Annotated in this window: 13 protein-coding genes and 1 tRNA gene; 12 read left to right on the top strand and 2 right to left on the bottom strand. The window is 47.1% G+C overall.

All coding sequences use genetic code 11. From position 1 onward, the window contains the following. Positions 1 to 28: 28 nt before the first annotated feature. The 12 genes from HKN88_03055 (at position 29) to HKN88_03000 (ending at position 15,797) form a co-directional block, all read left to right on the top strand. Positions 29 to 1,549, top strand: coding sequence for an NADH-quinone oxidoreductase subunit M (locus HKN88_03055; GenBank protein ID NNC97031.1), 1,521 nt, complete (start codon positions 29 to 31; stop codon positions 1,547 to 1,549). A 48-nt stretch (positions 1,550 to 1,597) separates the two neighbouring features. Then, positions 1,598 to 3,031, top strand: coding sequence for an NADH-quinone oxidoreductase subunit NuoN (gene nuoN / locus HKN88_03050; GenBank protein ID NNC97030.1), 1,434 nt, complete (start codon positions 1,598 to 1,600; stop codon positions 3,029 to 3,031). Between the two features lie 147 nt (positions 3,032 to 3,178). Next, positions 3,179 to 3,255, top strand: a tRNA-Met gene (locus HKN88_03045). 104 nt (positions 3,256 to 3,359) lie between these two features. After that, entirely contained in the window at positions 3,360 to 3,824 is a 465-nt protein-coding gene (gene rimP, locus HKN88_03040; GenBank protein NNC97029.1) for a ribosome maturation factor RimP, read from the top strand. A gap of 34 nt (positions 3,825 to 3,858) precedes the next feature. Next, positions 3,859 to 5,379 carry a transcription termination/antitermination protein NusA gene (gene nusA, locus HKN88_03035; GenBank protein NNC97028.1) on the top strand — a complete coding sequence of 507 codons (1,521 nt, stop codon included), beginning with the start codon at positions 3,859 to 3,861 and terminating at the stop codon, positions 5,377 to 5,379. A 57-nt stretch (positions 5,380 to 5,436) separates the two neighbouring features. Next, positions 5,437 to 7,917, top strand: coding sequence for a translation initiation factor IF-2 (infB, locus tag HKN88_03030; protein NNC97027.1), 2,481 nt, complete (start codon positions 5,437 to 5,439; stop codon positions 7,915 to 7,917). Between the two features lie 19 nt (positions 7,918 to 7,936). Then, positions 7,937 to 8,323 (top strand): 30S ribosome-binding factor RbfA, encoded by a 387-nt coding sequence (gene rbfA, locus HKN88_03025; protein NNC97026.1) that lies wholly within the window; start codon positions 7,937 to 7,939, stop codon positions 8,321 to 8,323. Further along, complete coding sequence (gene truB / locus HKN88_03020; GenBank protein ID NNC97025.1) at positions 8,307 to 9,206, top strand: tRNA pseudouridine(55) synthase TruB; 900 nt, start codon at positions 8,307 to 8,309, stop codon at positions 9,204 to 9,206. The genes rbfA and truB overlap by 17 nt, the downstream gene beginning before the upstream one ends. 353 nt (positions 9,207 to 9,559) lie before the next feature. Further along, positions 9,560 to 9,829, top strand: coding sequence for a 30S ribosomal protein S15 (rpsO, locus tag HKN88_03015; protein ID NNC97024.1), 270 nt, complete (start codon positions 9,560 to 9,562; stop codon positions 9,827 to 9,829). A 222-nt stretch (positions 9,830 to 10,051) separates the two neighbouring features. After that, positions 10,052 to 12,118 (top strand): polyribonucleotide nucleotidyltransferase, encoded by a 2,067-nt coding sequence (gene pnp / locus HKN88_03010; protein ID NNC97023.1) that lies wholly within the window; start codon positions 10,052 to 10,054, stop codon positions 12,116 to 12,118. Positions 12,119 to 12,206: 88 nt separating this feature from the next. Beyond that, positions 12,207 to 12,677, top strand: a complete 471-nt coding sequence (locus HKN88_03005) for a hypothetical protein (GenBank protein ID NNC97022.1) — start codon at positions 12,207 to 12,209, stop codon at positions 12,675 to 12,677. 210 nt (positions 12,678 to 12,887) lie between these two features. Beyond that, complete coding sequence (locus HKN88_03000; GenBank protein NNC97021.1) at positions 12,888 to 15,797, top strand: EAL domain-containing protein; 2,910 nt, start codon at positions 12,888 to 12,890, stop codon at positions 15,795 to 15,797. Positions 15,798 to 16,037: 240 nt separating this feature from the next. Here HKN88_03000 and HKN88_02995 read toward each other — a convergent pair whose 3' ends face one another. Together HKN88_02995 and HKN88_02990 are read right to left on the bottom strand one after the other, a co-directional pair. After that, complete coding sequence (locus HKN88_02995) at positions 16,038 to 17,444, bottom strand: M20/M25/M40 family metallo-hydrolase (protein NNC97020.1); 1,407 nt, start codon at positions 17,442 to 17,444, stop codon at positions 16,038 to 16,040. A 50-nt stretch (positions 17,445 to 17,494) separates the two neighbouring features. Beyond that, positions 17,495 to 18,214: hydrolase TatD (locus HKN88_02990; GenBank protein NNC97019.1), on the bottom strand; the 720-nt coding region annotated here is incomplete at its 5' end.

The raw sequence follows: 18,214 nt of genomic DNA, 5'->3' as shown, positions 1-18,214 counted from the left end.
ACATTTAATCAAGAAAGAATAAAACAGCATGTTAAGTGGATTACCAATACTCAGTTTATTGATTTGGCTACCGGTCTTCGGTGGCGTGCTGGTGCTTGCATTGGGCGACAAGAATGCTGAAAATACCCGTCGCCTGGCATTGATCATTTCTATTGTGGTATTTGTATTAAGCATTCCTTTATGGACCGGCTTTGATACAAGCACTGCAAACATGCAGTACCAGGAAAAATTCAGCTGGATATCCACTTTTGATGTGAATTACCATTTGGGTATTGACGGCTTTGCCTTGCCGTTGATATTACTAACGACTTTCATCACCGTGATCGTGGTGCTTGCGGGTTGGGAAGTGATCAAAAAGAATCCGTCGCAATACCTCGCGGCATTCCTGATCATGGAAGGTCTGATGATCGGAGTGTTCTCGGCTCTAGACAGTTTTCTGTTCTATGTGTTTTGGGAAGCCATGCTGATACCAATGTTCATCATCATTGGTATCTGGGGTGGTAAACGCCGTATCTACGCCACCGTGAAGTTCTTTTTGTATACCTTTCTGGGCTCGGTCTTGATGCTGGTTGCGTTTATCTATATGTACAACCAGGAGGGCGGTAGTTTCGCCATTGCCGACCTACACGCACTTTCATTAAGCAGTAAAGAACAATTTTGGATTTTCCTCGCATTCTTCGCCGCGTTTGCCGTAAAAATACCGATGTGGCCAGTACACACCTGGTTACCCGACGCTCACGTTGAAGCGCCAACCGGTGGTTCGGTAGTCCTGGCTGCCATCATGCTCAAACTGGGTGGTTACGGTTTCATTCGCTTTAGTTTGCCGATCACACCGGATGCGTCCGCGAGTTTGGCCGGATTTGTGGTCGTGCTGTCATTGATTGCAGTGGTGTATATCGGACTGGTTGCTCTGGTGCAAACCGATATGAAAAAACTGGTTGCGTATTCATCCATTGCCCACATGGGCTTTGTCACCCTGGGTTTGTTTGTCCCTTTTTATATTATTACCAATACCGGTGTAGCGCTGGGCAGCGGCATGGCGATTGAAGGCGCCATGGTTCAAATGATCTCGCACGGCTTGATATCGGGCGCGATGTTCCTGTGTATCGGTGTATTGTACGATCGCATGCATTCGCGCGACATCTCGGCCTACGGTGGCGTCGTTAACACCATGCCATGGTTTGGTGCCTTTGCGGTCTTGTTTGCCATGGCAAACGCCGGCTTGCCTGGAACCTCGGGTTTTGTAGGCGAGCTGATGGTGATCCTGGCCAGCTTTAAAGCCAATTTCTGGATCGCATTCCTGGCTGCAACTACCTTGTTATTCGGCGCTGCCTACACCTTATGGATGGTCAAGCGTGTGTATTTTGGTGAGGTTGCCAATGACAAGGTTGCAGACTTGCAAGACCTGAACAAACGCGAGTTTCTGATTTTAGCCATTTTGGCAATTGGTGTGTTGCTTCTCGGTGTGTATCCAAACCCCTTGGTAGAAGTCATGCACAGCAGTACCGAAAATCTGGTCCAGCAAATGCTGACCAGTAAACTTCCCTAATTAACCGATCCTGATCACAGCCACAGAAAACTAGCCGGACATACTTCAATGACAGCAGCAACTTTTTTAAGCTATCTCAATATCGCAGGCGCCGAGATCACTTTGGCGCTATCAATATTGTTCATTAGTGTTGTCGATATGTTTTTTGGCGACAGGTTCAAGAATTTTGCCTATCGTGCCAGCATGTTCGCACTGGTGGTGGTGTTTGCCTGGTTGTGTTTGTTTGGTGACAGCAATAGCGGATTTGCCTTTCAGGATATGTTTGTGTCCGATCATTTGTCGGTGATCCTTAAACAAACCATGTGTGTGATGAGCTTGTTGGCCATGTTCTATTCGCGTGATTATCTCAAGTCGCGTCAATTATTTAAAAGCGAATATTACTTACTGATCCTGTACGCCACACTTGGCATTATGATCATGATCTCCGGACATAATCTCCTGAGTCTGTATCTGGGGCTGGAATTGATGTCTTTGTCGGTATACGGTCTGGTTGCGTTTAATCGCGATTCGCCAATCGCAGCCGAAGCTGCCATGAAATATTTTGTGCTTGGGGCAATTGCCTCAGGCACATTGCTGTACGGAATGTCGATGTTGTATGGCATGACCGGAAGCCTTGATATTGCCACGATCGCAACAAGTGTGCAGCAGCAGGGTATAAGCAGTTTGCCAATCTTGTTTAGCCTGGCCTTCTTGATCGTCGGCGTTGCCTTCAAACTGGGCGCCGTACCGTTTCACATGTGGATACCGGATGTTTACGAAGGGGCGCCGTCACCAGTTACCTTGTTTATTGGTACAGCGCCAAAACTGGCGGCCTACGCTTTAACCTATAGGCTTTTGGTTGATGCCATGGGTGATCTACACGGACAGTGGACACTGATCCTTTCAATCCTGGCGGTACTGTCCATGTTGATCGGTAATCTTGTGGCCATTGTGCAAAATAATGTGCGCCGACTATTGGCCTACTCAACCATTTCGCATGTCGGCTTCATCTTGTTGGGTTTCATTGCTGGCACACAACTCGGCTATGAGGCGGCTTTGTTCTATACAGTCACTTATGTTGTGATGGCGGCAGGTGCATTTGGTATTGTGGTCTTGCTCAGTCGTGACCAGGACACCGACCAGCTCGCGGCATTTAAAGGTTTGAATCAACGCAGTCCCTGGTTAGCGTTCTTGATGCTGTGTCTGATGTTCGGCATGGCCGGTGTGCCACCTTTTGTCGGGTTCCACGCTAAATTGGCCGTAATTTCAGCCGTGCTCGATGCTGGACACTTATGGTTGGGCATATTGGCGGTATTGTTCTCGGTCATCGGGGCGTATTATTATTTGCGTGTGGTGTGGTTTATGTACTTTGACGAGCCGGAAACCAGCTTACCGCTAAATATTGCCTGGGATCACAAGGCGACCTTAAGCCTGAATTCCATCTCGGTTCTGGCTTTGGGCATTCTGCCTGGCGCAATCTGGGCTCTGGTCAGTTTGGCCTAAGCGCAGTTAGTCATTTCTTCAGTCAAGTCGCAGCGCTTTAAATCCCTGTTTTATACCCAAGCCCCTGAATTTTTGGCAATTTTTGCTAATCTTTTCGCTTTTTACTTGTAATGTCTGGCTAGGCTTTGTATCATGCGCGCCTGCGGATGCGGGGTGGAGCAGTCTGGCAGCTCGTCGGGCTCATAACCCGAAGGTCGTAGGTTCGAATCCTACCCCCGCTACCAAGTACATTCTGAACAGGTTTCAAGAAACGTGTTCAACGATGCAAAAGCTCCGCATGCGGGGCTTTTTTGTTGCCAATGGAAATTGGCACGGGACGGAAACGTAAATGCAAAACGATTTGGTACAACGATTAATTAGTTTGCTCGAACCCGAGATTAATACTTTGGGATACGACATGCTGGAACTGGAATTGCTAAGCGGTAAACCGGCCACGCTACGTATCTACATTGATCAGGAAAAGGGTATTCTGGTTGAGGATTGTGCAGCGGTAAGTCGCCATATTGGTGTGATCCTCGAGGTCGAAGATCCGATACCAGGTGAATACACCCTGGAGGTTTCTTCACCAGGTACCGAGCGTCCATTGCGTTTACTGGAACACTTTGCTTCTTACACTGGCGAGCAAGCCAAGTTGAAGCTCAGTTCCCTGCATGAAGGTCGCAAACGCCTAAAAGGTATATTGCAAGGCGTAAGCGAAGATAAAGTATTAATAAAAGTTGATGACAAAGAGTATGCCGTTCCTTTTGCCTTGATCGATAAAGCGCATTTGGCTCCTGAATACTCTTTTAAATAAAACCGATTTTAAATTATGTTTATTGTGAATAACTATGAATAAAGAAATTTTAATGATGGCCGACGTTGTTTCAAATGAGAAAGGCGTTGAAAAAGAAATAATTTTCCAGGCACTGGAAGCGGCACTTGCGTCTGCAACGCGTAAAAAGCATGCAGAAGATATTGATGCACGTGTAGCGGTAGATCGTGAGACTGGTGAATACTCGACTTTCAGACAGTGGAAAGTATTTGCTGATGACGATCCGACACTTGAATTCCCGGACAAGGAATTACGCTTGATGGATGCGGTTGATTACAATCCCGATGTTGAGCCCGGTGAATTTGTTGAAGAGCCAATTGAATCGATTGCCTTTGGTCGAATTGCTGCGCAAACCGCCAAACAGGTAATTTTACAAAAAGTACGTGAAGCCGAACGTGCCATGGTTATGGAAGAGTACAAAGACCGTGTCGGTACAATGGTCAGCGGTATTGTCAAGCGCAGTGACCGGAATGGCGTTTATGTTGATCTGGGTGGAAATGCCGAGGCATTTATTCCACGCAACGAGATGATCCGTGGTGAACAGATCAGACCCCAGGATCGTATAAAGGCTATTTTATTCGAGATCAATCCGGAAGCTCGCGGGCCACAATTAATAATGACCCGTACGTCTCCCGAGTTTTTGATCGAGTTGTTTAAACTTGAAGTGCCGGAAGTAGGACAAGGCCTTATTGTTATTTTAAGTGCAGCACGTGATCCAGGTCTGCGTGCAAAGATCGCGGTTAAAGCCATTGAGCCACGTATTGATCCGGTTGGGGCTTGTGTTGGTATGCGCGGTTCACGCGTGCAAGCGGTTTCCAATGAATTGGCGGGCGAGCGTGTCGATATTATTCTTTGGAACGAGAACCCGGCACAGTATGTAATTAATGCCATGTCACCGGCGGAAGTTTTATCCATCGTGGTCGACGAAGAGACCCTGTCCATGGATATCGCGGTTGAAGAAGAAATGCTGTCCAAAGCCATTGGACGCGGCGGTCAAAATATCCGTCTGGCCAGTGAGCTAACCGGATGGACCCTGAATGTAATGACCACGGCTGATGCCGACGCCAAAAGCGATGCCGAGTCACAAGAGATCATTGAACGGTTCTCGCAACAACTCGATGTGGACCAGGAAGTCGCTCTGATCCTGGTGCAGGAAGGATTCACCAGCATGGAAGAGATCGCCTTTGTTCCAGAATCAGAATTACTCACGATTGAAGAATTCGATGAAGGTATTGTTACAGAATTACGTAACCGTGCCCGTGACGTGTTGCTGACACAGGCAATTGCAACGGAAGAAGCCATTGAAACCGCTGATCCAGGCAAAGACATGCTTAGTTTGGACGGTATGACTGACAATCTGGCATCAATTCTGGCCAGTAACGGAATTAACACCCGTGATGATCTGGCTGAGCTCGCCGTTGATGAACTGATAGAGATCGAAGAAATGGACGAGGAGCAAGCGGCTAAATTAATTATGGCTGCCCGAGCACACTGGTTTGAAGAGGCCGAGAGTGCCGCAAACAGTGAAGAAGAATAACGAGTAGAGAATAGAGATTTTTACGCCTAGAGTGAAACATAACCGCAGGAGTCCGACATGTCGGATGTAACCGTTAAACAATTTGCTGAAGTACTGAAAGTCACTCCAACTAAACTTCTGGAGCAACTGGCTGAAGCCGGGGTTGCGCTGGAAACGGAGAAAGACATCGTATCGGACGAGACTAAAATGACCTTATTGCAACATTTGCGTAAGAGTCACGGTCGTGCCGATAGTAAAAGTATTTCCAGTCCGAAGAAAATTACTCTTAAGCGTAAAAGTCAGAGTGAATTAAAACTTGCCGGTAGCCAGGGTCGTGCACGCACGGTGAATGTAGAGGTTCGTCGCAAGCGAACTTATATCAAACGTGATGTTCTCGAAGAGGAAGCAAAGCAAAAACAGGACGAGCTTGAGAACAAACGACAAGAGCTGGAGCGTGACCGTGAAGCAGCACGTCGCAAACTTGAAGAATCGCGTTTAAAACGTGAAGAAAGCACCCGCTTGGCTAAAGAAGCCGAAGAAAAGCGCCAGGAAGACATCAAGCAAGCCGAAGTTGCCCGTAAGGAAGCCGAAACCAAACAACGCGAGCGTGAGCAAAAGAAAAAAGAAGAGCAGGCACGCGCGCATAAAGATAAAAAATCCAAAGAAAAACGCAGTGCTACCAAATATGGTCGTGCTGAGTTACACGTGGCTAGCGACAAGTCTGGTCGGCGCCGTAGAAAATCATCACGTCGTTCTTCCAGTGTCAATATCGAGAGTGAACATAAATTTGAAGCACCCACTGCGCCAATCGTTCGCGTTGTTGATATACCGGAGACGATTACGGTTGCCGAATTGGCCCAGCGTCTGGCGATCAAAGCTACCGAACTGATCAAGTCATTGATGGGTATGGGTGTTATGGCAACCATTAATCAGGTACTGGATCAAGACACGGCAACCTTGTTGGTCGAGGAAATGGGGCATACCCCGAACCCGATCAATGAAAATGAGGAAGAAGAAGCCATCATGGTGGTCGATGACTCTGATGCCGACGCGCAAGTACGTCCTCCAGTTGTGACCATTATGGGTCACGTTGATCACGGTAAAACGTCCTTACTCGATTACATTCGTCGCACCAAAGTGACTGATGCTGAAGCCGGTGGAATTACACAACACATTGGCGCCTATCATGTTGAAACGCCTAAAGGAGTCATCACCTTTTTAGATACTCCGGGCCACGCGGCTTTTACCGCCATGCGTGCGCGTGGAGCCGATGTTACCGACATCGTGATCCTGGTTGTAGCCGCTGATGATGGTGTTATGCCGCAAACCGTTGAAGCCATTCAACACGCCAAGGCCGCAGGGGTGCCCTTAATAATTGCGGTCAACAAGATCGATAAAGAAGAAGCAGATCCGGACCGGGTCAAAAACGAATTAAGCCAGTATGAAGTTATTCCGGAAGACTGGGGTGGTGAAAATATCTTTGTACACGTATCGGCGATCACCGGTGAAGGTGTAGACGATCTGCTCGAATCCATTTCATTGCAAGCGGAACTGCTGGAATTAAGCGCGGTTGCTGAAGGTCGCGCAACCGGTTCGGTTCTGGAAACGCGTCAGGAAAAAGGTCGCGGAACCGTGGTGACAATATTAGTGCAGCGCGGTGAATTAAAAGTTGGTGAGTCGGTGCTGGTTGGTAAAGTCTTTGGCCGTATTCGTGCGATGTTTGATGAAAATGGCAACTCTATTGAGACTGCCGGTCCTTCAATTCCGGTTGCGGTACTTGGTTTATCGGAAGTGCCGGATGTTGGCGATGATTTTGTGGTGGTTGAAAATGAACGTAAGGCTCGTGAGATCGCCGCGCAACGTTATGACAAACAGCGCGACCTGGTTCTCGCCAAACAGCAAAAAGCCAAACTGGACAGTCTGTTTACCCACATGGACGATACCGCCGATGTGTTGAATTTGATGATCAAGGCTGATACCCAAGGTAGTGCCGAAGCATTAAAAGATGCGGTCAACAAACTCTCGACTGAAGAAGTGGCGGTGAATGTGTTGGCCAGTAATGTGGGTGGTATAACCGAATCCGATGTGAATCTTGCTGCCGCATCCAATGCGATCATGATCGGCTTTAATGTGCGCGCCGATGCCAGTGCGCGAAAAGCATTAAAAGAAACCGGGGTGGATCTGAACTACTACAGCATCATTTATGAAGCCATTGACCAGATCAAAGATGCACTTTCCGGTATGTTATCACCCGAAATTCAAGAAAATATTGTTGGCTTGGCCGAAGTACGTGATGTCTTCCGTTCACCAAAGTTTGGTGATATCGCTGGTTGTATGGTTACTGAAGGCTACGTGAAACGTAATTTGCCGATTAGGGTCTTGCGTGACAATGTGGTTATTTATGAAGGCGAACTGGAATCTTTGCGCCGCTTTAAAGACGATGTTGCCGAAGTGCGTTCAGGAACAGAGTGCGGTATTGGCGTGAAAAACTATAATGACGTTAAAGCCGGTGACCAGATCGAGTGCTTCGAGCGCAAAGAGGTAAAACGCAGTCTGTAACAGATTCCGTTAATAGTGTATGGCTAAAAGAGATTTCGCCCGTAACAGTCGGGTTGCCCAGGAAGTGCAGCGCTTGCTTAACGGGTATTTGCAACGTGAAATGGATGACGAAGCCCTGCGTCTGGTTTCTTTGAATGAGGTTAAAGTGACCAACGATTTGAGTTACGCCAAAGTATATTGGCGTTCGATCAGTAATGACTTTGACCAATCGGCACTGCAAAACAAACTTACCGATGTGGCTAAAAAGTTGCGCTACTTGCTAAGTCAGGAAATGCAGATCCGTAAAGTCCCAGAACTCAAGTTTATTTATGATTCATCCATCGACCACGCTGCCCATATCGATTCATTGCTCGCCAAAACCCGGGAATTGAGCAAGCAAGTTCAAGTTAATGGCGAAGAAGAATAAACGCAATATTCATGGAATATTGTTACTCGACAAGCCGAGTGGCATAGGTTCCAACAAAGCTCTTCAGCAAGTTAAACATTCACTCCAGGCCAAGAAGGCCGGGCATACCGGCAGTCTGGACCCATTGGCATCAGGACTATTGCCATTGTGTTTTGGTGAAGCGACCAAGATCAGTCAATATCTGCTTGAGTCGAATAAAACCTACCAGGTCACTGCAAAATTAGGAATCAAAACCGATTCAGCCGACAGTGATGGTGAGATTGTCGAATCTCAAACTGTGCCGGATTTTGATGAAGCTACCTTGCGTCAGGTCCTGAATAGTTTTCTGGGCGACAGTGAACAGATACCACCCATGTATTCGGCCTTAAAGGTGGATGGGCAACGTTTGTATAAACTTGCACGCAAGGGAAAGGTGATCGAACGAAAGCCCCGTGCCATTCATATCAGCAAGATTAAGTTAATCGATCTCACTAAAGATTCTATTTCATTTCAAGTTACTGTCAGCAAAGGGACATACATTCGCAGTCTTGTTGAAGACCTTGCCGCTGAACTAGGTACAGTTGGGCATGTCACGGTTTTACGTCGTATCGGGGTTTCTCCATTCATGAATCCCGAGATGCATGAGCTGGATGCGTTTCTGGATCTTGCTGATGAACACAAACAAGCTTGTCTCATATCCATTGAATCGGCTTTAGGCCATTGGCCTCAAATACAATTGGACGATGCACAGTCCCAGGATTTGCAGCATGGCAAGCCGGTCCAAACAGCGGAAACCCGGACTTTAGACCCAGTATTGGTCGTGGATTCACAGGCCAAGGCCCTGGCAATCGGTGAGGTGGGGGCTTCGGGAGTCTTAAAAAGCAAACGATTATTCGTGTTTTAACACTATAGTTAGATAATAATTATTCAAGAAAAACGACATAAGCTACTGATAATTATAATATAGTTAATTTTTATATTAATGTTTTTTCTGTTCAAGTGTGTTTTGATTGCGGTTTTGAAATGGGAGCGGGTTGCTATGACCATCATTTTGATATCGCAAGCAGATGTATCAAAACTACTACCAAAACAAACACTTGTCGCCTTGAATTTAACTGGTACAATGCACGCCCTCAAAGCGGAATTGGCGATAAATCAGTCGAATTACTTTGAATCCAACCCTGCCTGAATTCTCTCTCTGGTACGGGCGTTTTAATCATAGCAAGTCATCCACATGGAGCTTGCGGGAGAATATAAATGTCATTAACAAACGTAGAAAAAAAAGCGGTAATCAGTGATCACAAACGCAGTGATACCGATACCGGTTCCCCTGAAGTACAAGTTGCTTTGCTCACGAAACGCATCAATGACCTAAGCAGTCATTTTGCCGAGCATAAAAAAGATCATCATTCACGTCGTGGCCTGTTGCGCATGGTTAACCAGCGTCGCAAGTTACTCGATTACGTCAAGCGTAAAGACCTTGTCCGTTATCAAGAACTGATCTCCAAGCTGGGATTACGTCGTTAAATCTAGATCAGCCAATCCTCCAGGATTGGCTTTTTTGGTTTTGAAAACGTGATCAGCAAGCAACTCTTATAGCCTTCCCGGAAAACCCCGAATCAAGTGTCTTGTTAATCCTGTTGATTAACCTGGGACTGATATGTTGTGAGTAGTGAGAAGAAATTGTTGAAAGAAAATTATTGTTGAGGAAAATATAAAGTGTTTAATTTAAGTCGAAAAACGTTCCAGATGGGACAACATGAGATCAGCATCGAGACCGGCATTGTTGCCCGTCAGGCTGATGGTGCAGTAATCGTTAGCTGTGATGGTACGGTTGTATTGTGTACAGCAGTAGCTAAAAGGGAAGCCAAACCTGGACAAGGGTTTTTCCCGTTAACGGTTAACTATCAAGAGAAATTTTATGCCGCCGGTCGTATCCCGGGTGGCTTTTTTAAACGTGAAGGGCGTCCAACTGAAAAAGAGACCCTGACCTCGCGTTTGATCGATCGTCCTTTGCGTCCTTTGTTCCCGAAAGGCTTTTTAAATGAAGTACAAGTTGTGGCAACAGTAATGTCCATGAATCCGGAAGTTGATGCTGACATACTCGCATTGATCGGATCAGCCGCAGCTCTGTCTCTAACCGGCTCGCCATTTAACGGACCGGTTGGTGCAGCACGCGTGGGCTATAACAATGGTCAATACCTGGTCAACCCAACCAAGTCCCAGTTAGAAAGTTCTGAACTGGATCTAGTGGTAGCCGGAACCAAAGATGCGGTTTTGATGGTTGAGTCGGAAGCCAACATTCTTCCTGAAGATGTAATGCTGGGTGCGGTTATGCACGGTCATGAAGCCATGCAAGCCGCGATCAATGCCATCAATGAATTAACCGCCGAAGCGGGTAAGCCACGCTGGGAATGGGAAGCGCCAGCTGAAAACACCGAGCTGTACGCAAAAGTTGAAGCGGCTTGTGGTGCTGACATTGCCGAGGCTTACCAGACTATGGACAAACTGGCCAGGCACGATTTGGTGGGTGCTGCAAAAGCCAAAGCAATCGAAGCTTTGGTTTCAGAAGATGAAGAAGGACCCAGCGAAAGTGAGGTGCGTAAAGCAGCCGATAAGGTCGAGAAAACCTTTGTGCGTAAAAATGTTGCCAGTGGCGCGCCGCGTATTGATGGGCGTGACTCGGAAACCGTACGTGCCATTGATGTGCAAGTCGGTGTTTTACCACGCACCCACGGTTCAGCCCTGTTTACCCGTGGTGAAACCCAGGCAATCGTACTGGCCACTTTGGGTACCAGTCGCGATGCCCAGTTGATCGACGCTCCTGAAGGCGAGAGCAAAGACCAGTTCTTGTTGCATTACAACTTCCCTCCTTACTGTGTGAACGAAACCGGATTCATGAGTGGACCCAAGCGTCGTGAAATTGGTCACGGTAAATTAGCCAAACGCGGCATGATGGCGGTGATTCCATCCTTTGATGAATTCCCGTACGTATTGCGTGTGGTTTCCGAGATCACAGAATCCAACGGTTCAAGTTCCATGGCCAGCGTATGTGGCACGTCATTGGCCTTGATGGATGCCGGTGTGCCAATTAAAGCGCCAGTTGCCGGGGTGGCCATGGGTCTGGTTAAAGACGGCAACAATTATGTTGTCTTGACCGATATTCTGGGTGACGAAGATCATCTTGGCGACATGGACTTTAAAGTGGCCGGTACCGCTGAAGGTATTACCGCTTTGCAAATGGACATCAAGATTGAAGGTATCACCAAAGAGATCATGCAGCAGGCCCTCAAGCAGGCGCTTGATGCACGCTTGCACATTCTTGGAAAAATGAATGCGGTACTTCCAGCCCATCGTGCAGAAATGTCAGATTACGCCCCGACGATCTCAACCATGAAAATTAAAGTTGACAAGATCCGTGACGTGATCGGCAAAGGTGGTGCAACCATCCGTGCGCTGACCGAGCAATCGGGTGCAATCATTGAAATTGAAGACGACGGCACGATCAAGATTGCCGCTGTGTCCAAAACCCAAGGCGATAAGGCGCGTGAATTGATCGAGCAGATCGTCATGGAGCCGGAAGTCGGTCAGGTTTACGAAGGCAAAGTGGAGCGTCTGATGGACTTCGGTGCCATTGTCAGCTTCCTGCCGGGTAAAGATGGCCTGGTGCATATTTCACAGATCAAACAAGAGCGTATTGAAAAAGTCTCAGACCACGTCAAGGAAGGCCAACAGGTTAAGGTCAAAGTGATCGAAGTTGATCGTCAGGGTCGTGTACGTTTGAGTATGAAAGAAGTTGAGCAGCCTGCTGCTTAACAGGTAGAAAATATTCCGCACTTGTGTCGGAACAAAGAACCGCAGCCTGATTCAGTCTGCGGTTTTTTTTCGTGTTAATATTTAAGGCATGCTAAATAGTAACCCTGTAATTTTAGTGAGTGTGGCATTCTTGTCAGGAATTTTCCTGACCTTGGTATTCGGCAAAATAGCAAAAGTCATCAAAAGCCGTGATCGGCAGTCTGAGATCGACTTTTTGCAATTTGAACGTGACCACCGGGAATTGTTACGGGACTCCAGAATTCACCGTGAACGACTATTTCGACGCTCGATGTTTGCGGCATTACTGTGCTCGGCAGTGGTACTGATCTTTACACTAGTCTTGCTGATTGGAAAATTTTCTGGCGCCGAAGAGGTCGGTATTTTCTCGGCAAAAACCAGTATCTCGCTGTTAATATTGGCCTGGGCGGTGTACCTCGTGTATCTGCTCATGCTCTGGCGACGCTACAAAAATATTAATAATTATCAGAAAATGCTGTATCAGCTGGAAAAGCGCATTATCAAAACTCGACAAAAACTGGAGCAAGCGGAAAAACGCTAAATTGAGGCACATTTCTGACCTATTCACTCCAGGCTAGGCGAAAAATCGAATATTCGTTAATTCATACTATCGTTTTAATATTGAAAACAGTGAGTTATCGGAATTAACTCATGTTGATTCTGTGTATAATTATTGTTTGCATTTTATCCAATGTTAACCTTTTATACTATTGAAAAACAATAATACAAAAGCAGATAACGCATTAGTCATATGACACTCAAATTAAGCCAATGGTATCGTCAGTTGCAGGTACGCTCAAAGATATTATTGGGCGTTGGCAGCCTGGTCATCATGTGCATGTTATTGATCCTGACTTTCTATTCTGCCTTGAGTGTTTCCGGCAAAGCCCTGCAAAAAGTGGCCAATGAAGAAGAGCCAACCAGTGCTTCTACCTACGAGATGGAGCTCAATGTAGTAAAGACCGACCTGGATGTCATGAATTTCATGCGCTCCGGTGATTCAGCTTTCCGCAAAGATGCTTTGGAAGACAAGATCAATTTTGAACAGCATCTTGTTCGTTATCAAAACATGGCGAACAATGACCAGGAAATCGGGTTCGCTAAACAAGTGGAAAAACTCCATCAGGATTATTGGGTGCTTGCCGAGCAGTTAATGGATGAACGCGCGTCTCTGGAATTAAGTGTCGCCATATCCCAGGAACAAATAAATCTTACCGATTCCACTCTGGATGAAAGTTTGAGTGGCATCAGCAGTCGCCGTTCGCAAGCAGCCGCGCGTCGCCAATTGCTTCAGCAAATGAAAACCAGTCTGGCCAAAATGGGTAAGGATCTTGGCGCCTACCTTCGCTTGGGAGAAGTCGCATCCAGTCAAGACATATCCAATGAAGCCGAACAGTTTCTGGTTCAGTTGAATTATTACCGCGGTTTTACTCAAACCCGAGTTGAGAAAGTTCGCACACAGCAAATTTCCGAATCCTTTGATGCAACTTACGAAGCGATTACGCGTGCCATGTCACTGCATGACCAGACCGAGAAAAAACTGAGTGACTTTTTCACCATTCGTACAACCCTGGATGAACTCTTGAGTGAGCGTATGCTACCAACGGCTCGTTTGGACCTGGAAACTGCCAAAGTTACGGCCGAGCGAACGGCCCGGCGTGCCAAGATGTGGGCGGCTTTATTTGCTCCAATTATTCTGCTTATCGCCTTTGCGGCAGTTTATATCTTGACCCGAAGTGTGACCCGTCCGGCTACGCAACTGGTTACCGGGGCAGCAGCGATCGGTTCCGGGCAATTGCAATATCGCATTCCGGACCTTGGCGAAGACGAGTTGGGTGAGTTGGGCCGGCAATTCAATGAAATGGCCAAACGCCTCGAAACGACCACGGTGTCGCGAGACAGTTTGGAAGAGAGTGAGGCTGCATTACGCGTCAGTGAAGAACGCTATGCACGTGCGGTTTCCGGTACCAATGATGGTTTGTTTGACTGGGACATGATCGAAAATACCGTTTATTTTTCACCGCGTTTCCGTGCCATGATGGGTTACAGCGAGGAATTGATCACTGATGATCCTGAATCGTATTTCCGTTATGTGCACCCGGACGATATTGACCTGTTGCGTCAAAATATATCTTTGTATTTTGATCGTCCCGGCGAGTATCTGGTGAATGAGCACAGGGTATTGAACAGCGATGGCACTTACCGTTGGGTATTGTTCCGGGCACTGGCCAGTGACGAAACCGGGAGTAATCGCACCACACGTTTGTCGGGTTCCCAAACCGATATCAATACCCAAAAACTGGCCGAACAACAGCTGGTGCATGACGCCATGCATGATCGCCTGACCGGTTTGCCCAACAGACATTTGTTGCTCGACCGCTTGCAGCATTTTCTGGATAGCGAAAAACGACGCCAAAGCGAGCTGTGTGGACTGTTGTTTATGGATCTCGACGGATTCAAAATGATCAACGACAGCATGGGGCATCCGGCTGGTGATGGATTACTGGTGACATTGGCCAGCCGCTTACGCAATTATCTGAGCGCCAACGATACACTGGCACGCTTCGGGGGCGACGAATTTGTGATCCTGGCCGAAGATCTTAGCAGTGAAGAAGAGATTGAAACCATGGCCGTTGATATTCAGGAAGCCCTGGAAAAACCGGTTGAAACAGGACACGGCGAATCTTTTGTCAGTGCAAGTATCGGTATCGCTCTGAGTAGCCACAATTACACCCGGGCAGAAGACATGTTACGTGATGCAGATATTGCCATGTATCGTGCCAAGGCCATGGGTAAGAAACGTCATGTATTTTTCGATAATTCCATGCACGGTCATGTTGTGGCACGGGCACAACTGGAAAATGACCTGCGGGTGGCGCTGGAGCGCGAACAATTTGAAATATATTACCAACCGATCATTGATCTGCAGGACAGTCGTAAGTTGGTCGGGTTTGAAGCGTTGTTACGCTGGAATCATCCAACCCGTGGTTTGATCAGGCCTGATGAATTTATTCCATTACTTGAAGAAAGCGGTCTGATCGTTCCTGTTGGTGAATGGTTATTGCAAACGGCGTGTACAACCGCGAAATCCTGGCACCGTGCCAATTACAAACCCTGGGTGTCGGTCAATGTTTCCGCGGTTCAATTGCAAGAAGCCGGCTTGGTCGCCGCTGTATTCAATGCCCTGGAAGAGAGTAAATTAAAACCCGAGTTTCTTACCCTGGAAATCACCGAAACCAATGTGATGCAGAATGAGAACCTTGCGCGTAATCTATTAAGCAAAGTGAAACAACTCGGCGTTAAATTATCCATCGATGACTTTGGCGTGGGCTATTCATCCTTAAGTTATCTGACACGTTTCCCGTGGGACTACGTCAAGATCGACCGTTCGTTTGTGCGAGATATTGCCAACAATAAACAGGATGCTGCCATTATTGAGGCCATAATCACCATGGTTCACTCGCTCGAATTTGACGTTGTGGCAGAAGGAATCGAAGACGTTGAACAATTAGCGGCCTTAAGAGACTTTGGCATTGACTGCGTGCAAGGTTATCTATTGGCACGACCCGCAGCAAAAAGCGAATGGGATGGTCTAAACAGTCTCAGTAGCAAGCGTTTTTTAAAACAGGCCTTTGAACACAAATCTGCAAAAATCGCTTAATCCAATAAGGATATTGTCTACACTCCGGGCAAAAAAAAGCCTCGACAAATTCGTCGAGGCTAAAAGTTGAGTTATTACTCATAAGGGAGGAGTCAATAAGGAAACCTTGGCTTCCAAATATTGATGCAGTGCATCATAACGTCTTTTGTTCCTGTGTCAAGAGTATGTTTTATCTTTTTAGAATGTACGTATAAGACTCTGTTTTTAATACATATTTAATCAGATATGTTCAAATTTTTATCAAATTTTTGCGTGTGCTTCCAGCACGTGCGCTACACAGGCTGTAAGGCGTTTACCGGTCTCAATATGCAAAAACTCATTCGGACCGTGCGCATTGGATCTTGGTCCCAATAAACCTGTGACCAGAAATTGCACACCGGGATACTTGGTGCCAAGCATATTCATGAACGGTATGGTGCCCCCCGTACCCATGTACATAGAATCCCGTTCAAAATACTTGAGTGAGGCTTCTTGCATGGCATCTTCTAACCAGGGAGCCGTTTGTGGGGCGCTCCAGCCAGTTTCCTGACTCATGACCGTGAAAGTGGCTGAGGCATTGTAGGGCACATCGCTTTCAAAGATTTTCTTGACCGCTTTAGCCGCCGTTGGTCCATCAACCAGTGGAGGAAGACGGAAAGATAATTTCACTTCGGTGAACGGGCGTAATACATTACCGGCATTGACTCGATCGGGTAAACCTTCCGCACCTGTGACACTCAAAGTGGGTCGCCAGGTATTGTTAAGGACTAATTCAAGAACATCATCGCTAACCGGTTGCATGTTCGCGTGCCAGGGAAGTTTTTCAAATACACTGGGGCCTAGTAGTGCAGATGACTTTTGCGCTTGTTCCAGTCTTTGTTGAGGTATTTCACATTTTAGGTCCGATACCAGGATATCGCCGGTGCTACTGTTTTCAACGCGATCGAGTAATTCACGGATCACACGAAAAGAGGAAGCTGAGATGCCACTGGCTGCACCGGAGTGAACGCCTTCAGTTAATACATCAACGCGTAAGGTGCCGATCATATTGCCGCGTAAGGACGTTGTGCACCACAGTTGATCGTAGTTGCCGCACTCGGCATCCAGACAGACCACCAGACTCGGTGTGCCAAGGTCTTTCTCGATGTGATCGAGGTAATAGGGCAAGTCATAACTGCCGCTTTCTTCACAGGCTTCAATGACCACAACACAGCGTGCATGCGAACCACCGTTTTCCTGCAAGGCCCGGATTGCGGTTAAAGAACCGTAAATTGCATACCCGTCATCGGCGCCACCACGACCATAGAGTTTTCCGTCTTTGATGACCGGTTTCCACGGGGCCAGATCCTCATCCCAACCGTCAAATTCCGGTTGTTTGTCCAAATGCCCATACAACAGAACAGTTTTAGTGCTGTCTGTATTAAAGGCCGGGATATCGATGTAAATCAGCGGTGTGCGGCCTTGGAGTTTTTCAACTTTTACCTGCATACCGGCAATCGTTTGTTGTTTGCACCAGTCAACCATTAATTCAACCGCGTCGTCCATATAGCCGTGTTTCTCCCAGTCGGGATCAAAATTCGGTGACTTGTTTGGAATCCGAATGTATTTTTCCAGTTCGGGAATAATGGAGTCATCCCATGTCTGGTAAATAAAATCTGCAATGCTCATAATTTTCCTTTATAAATATTTTTTTCAGGATTAAGTGTATAGGCGTTTGCTTACAACGCAAATAAACGTTTGGTGTTTTCACTGGTGATCTCGGCCAACTCGTCGGCGTTGTCATTACGCAAACGGGCGATAGTGTTCAGAATATGTTGCAAGTACATGGGTTCGTTGCGGCGACTTTTCGGTTTGGGTTTTAAGTCACGCGGCAGTAAGTAGGGAGCATCGGTCTCGATCAATAAACGCTCAGCCGGTAAGTATGTGATCGCTTCTTGTAGATCATGACCTCGCCGCTCGTCACAGATCCAGCCGGTTATTCCGATGTAGAGTCCAAGATCCAGATAATCTTTCATCTGCTCTTTAGTGCCAGTAAAGCAATGGGCAACCCCACCGTTTAATGAGTCAATCTGTTCAGTGATTATTTCCAGAAAGGCTTCGTGCGCATCGCGTTGATGCAAAAATACCGGTAATTGCACTTCCCGGGCAATGCTCAATTGACGTCGAAACGCGTTTTCCTGCTCTTCGGGTGTGGAAAAGTTACGATTAAAGTCCAGGCCACATTCCCCAACGGCAACCACTTCAGGCTTTTGACTTAACTCCTGAATGCTCGCATGCACTGAGTTGTCATACTCACTCGAATAGTGTGGATGCACACCAGCGGTTGAATAAAACAGTTCCGGAAATTTTTGGGTAAGCTGATACGCTGCAAGATTTCCTTGATAACTGGCACCGGTCAGAATGAATTGTTCTACACCAGCCGCTTGCGCACGCTCGAT

The organism is Gammaproteobacteria bacterium (genome assembly GCA_013001575.1).
Classification (GTDB): domain Bacteria; phylum Pseudomonadota; class Gammaproteobacteria; order Steroidobacterales; family JABDMI01; genus JABDMI01.
The sequence above is the reverse complement of the archived record's forward strand: the minus strand, read 5'-3'. Positions and strand labels throughout refer to the sequence as shown.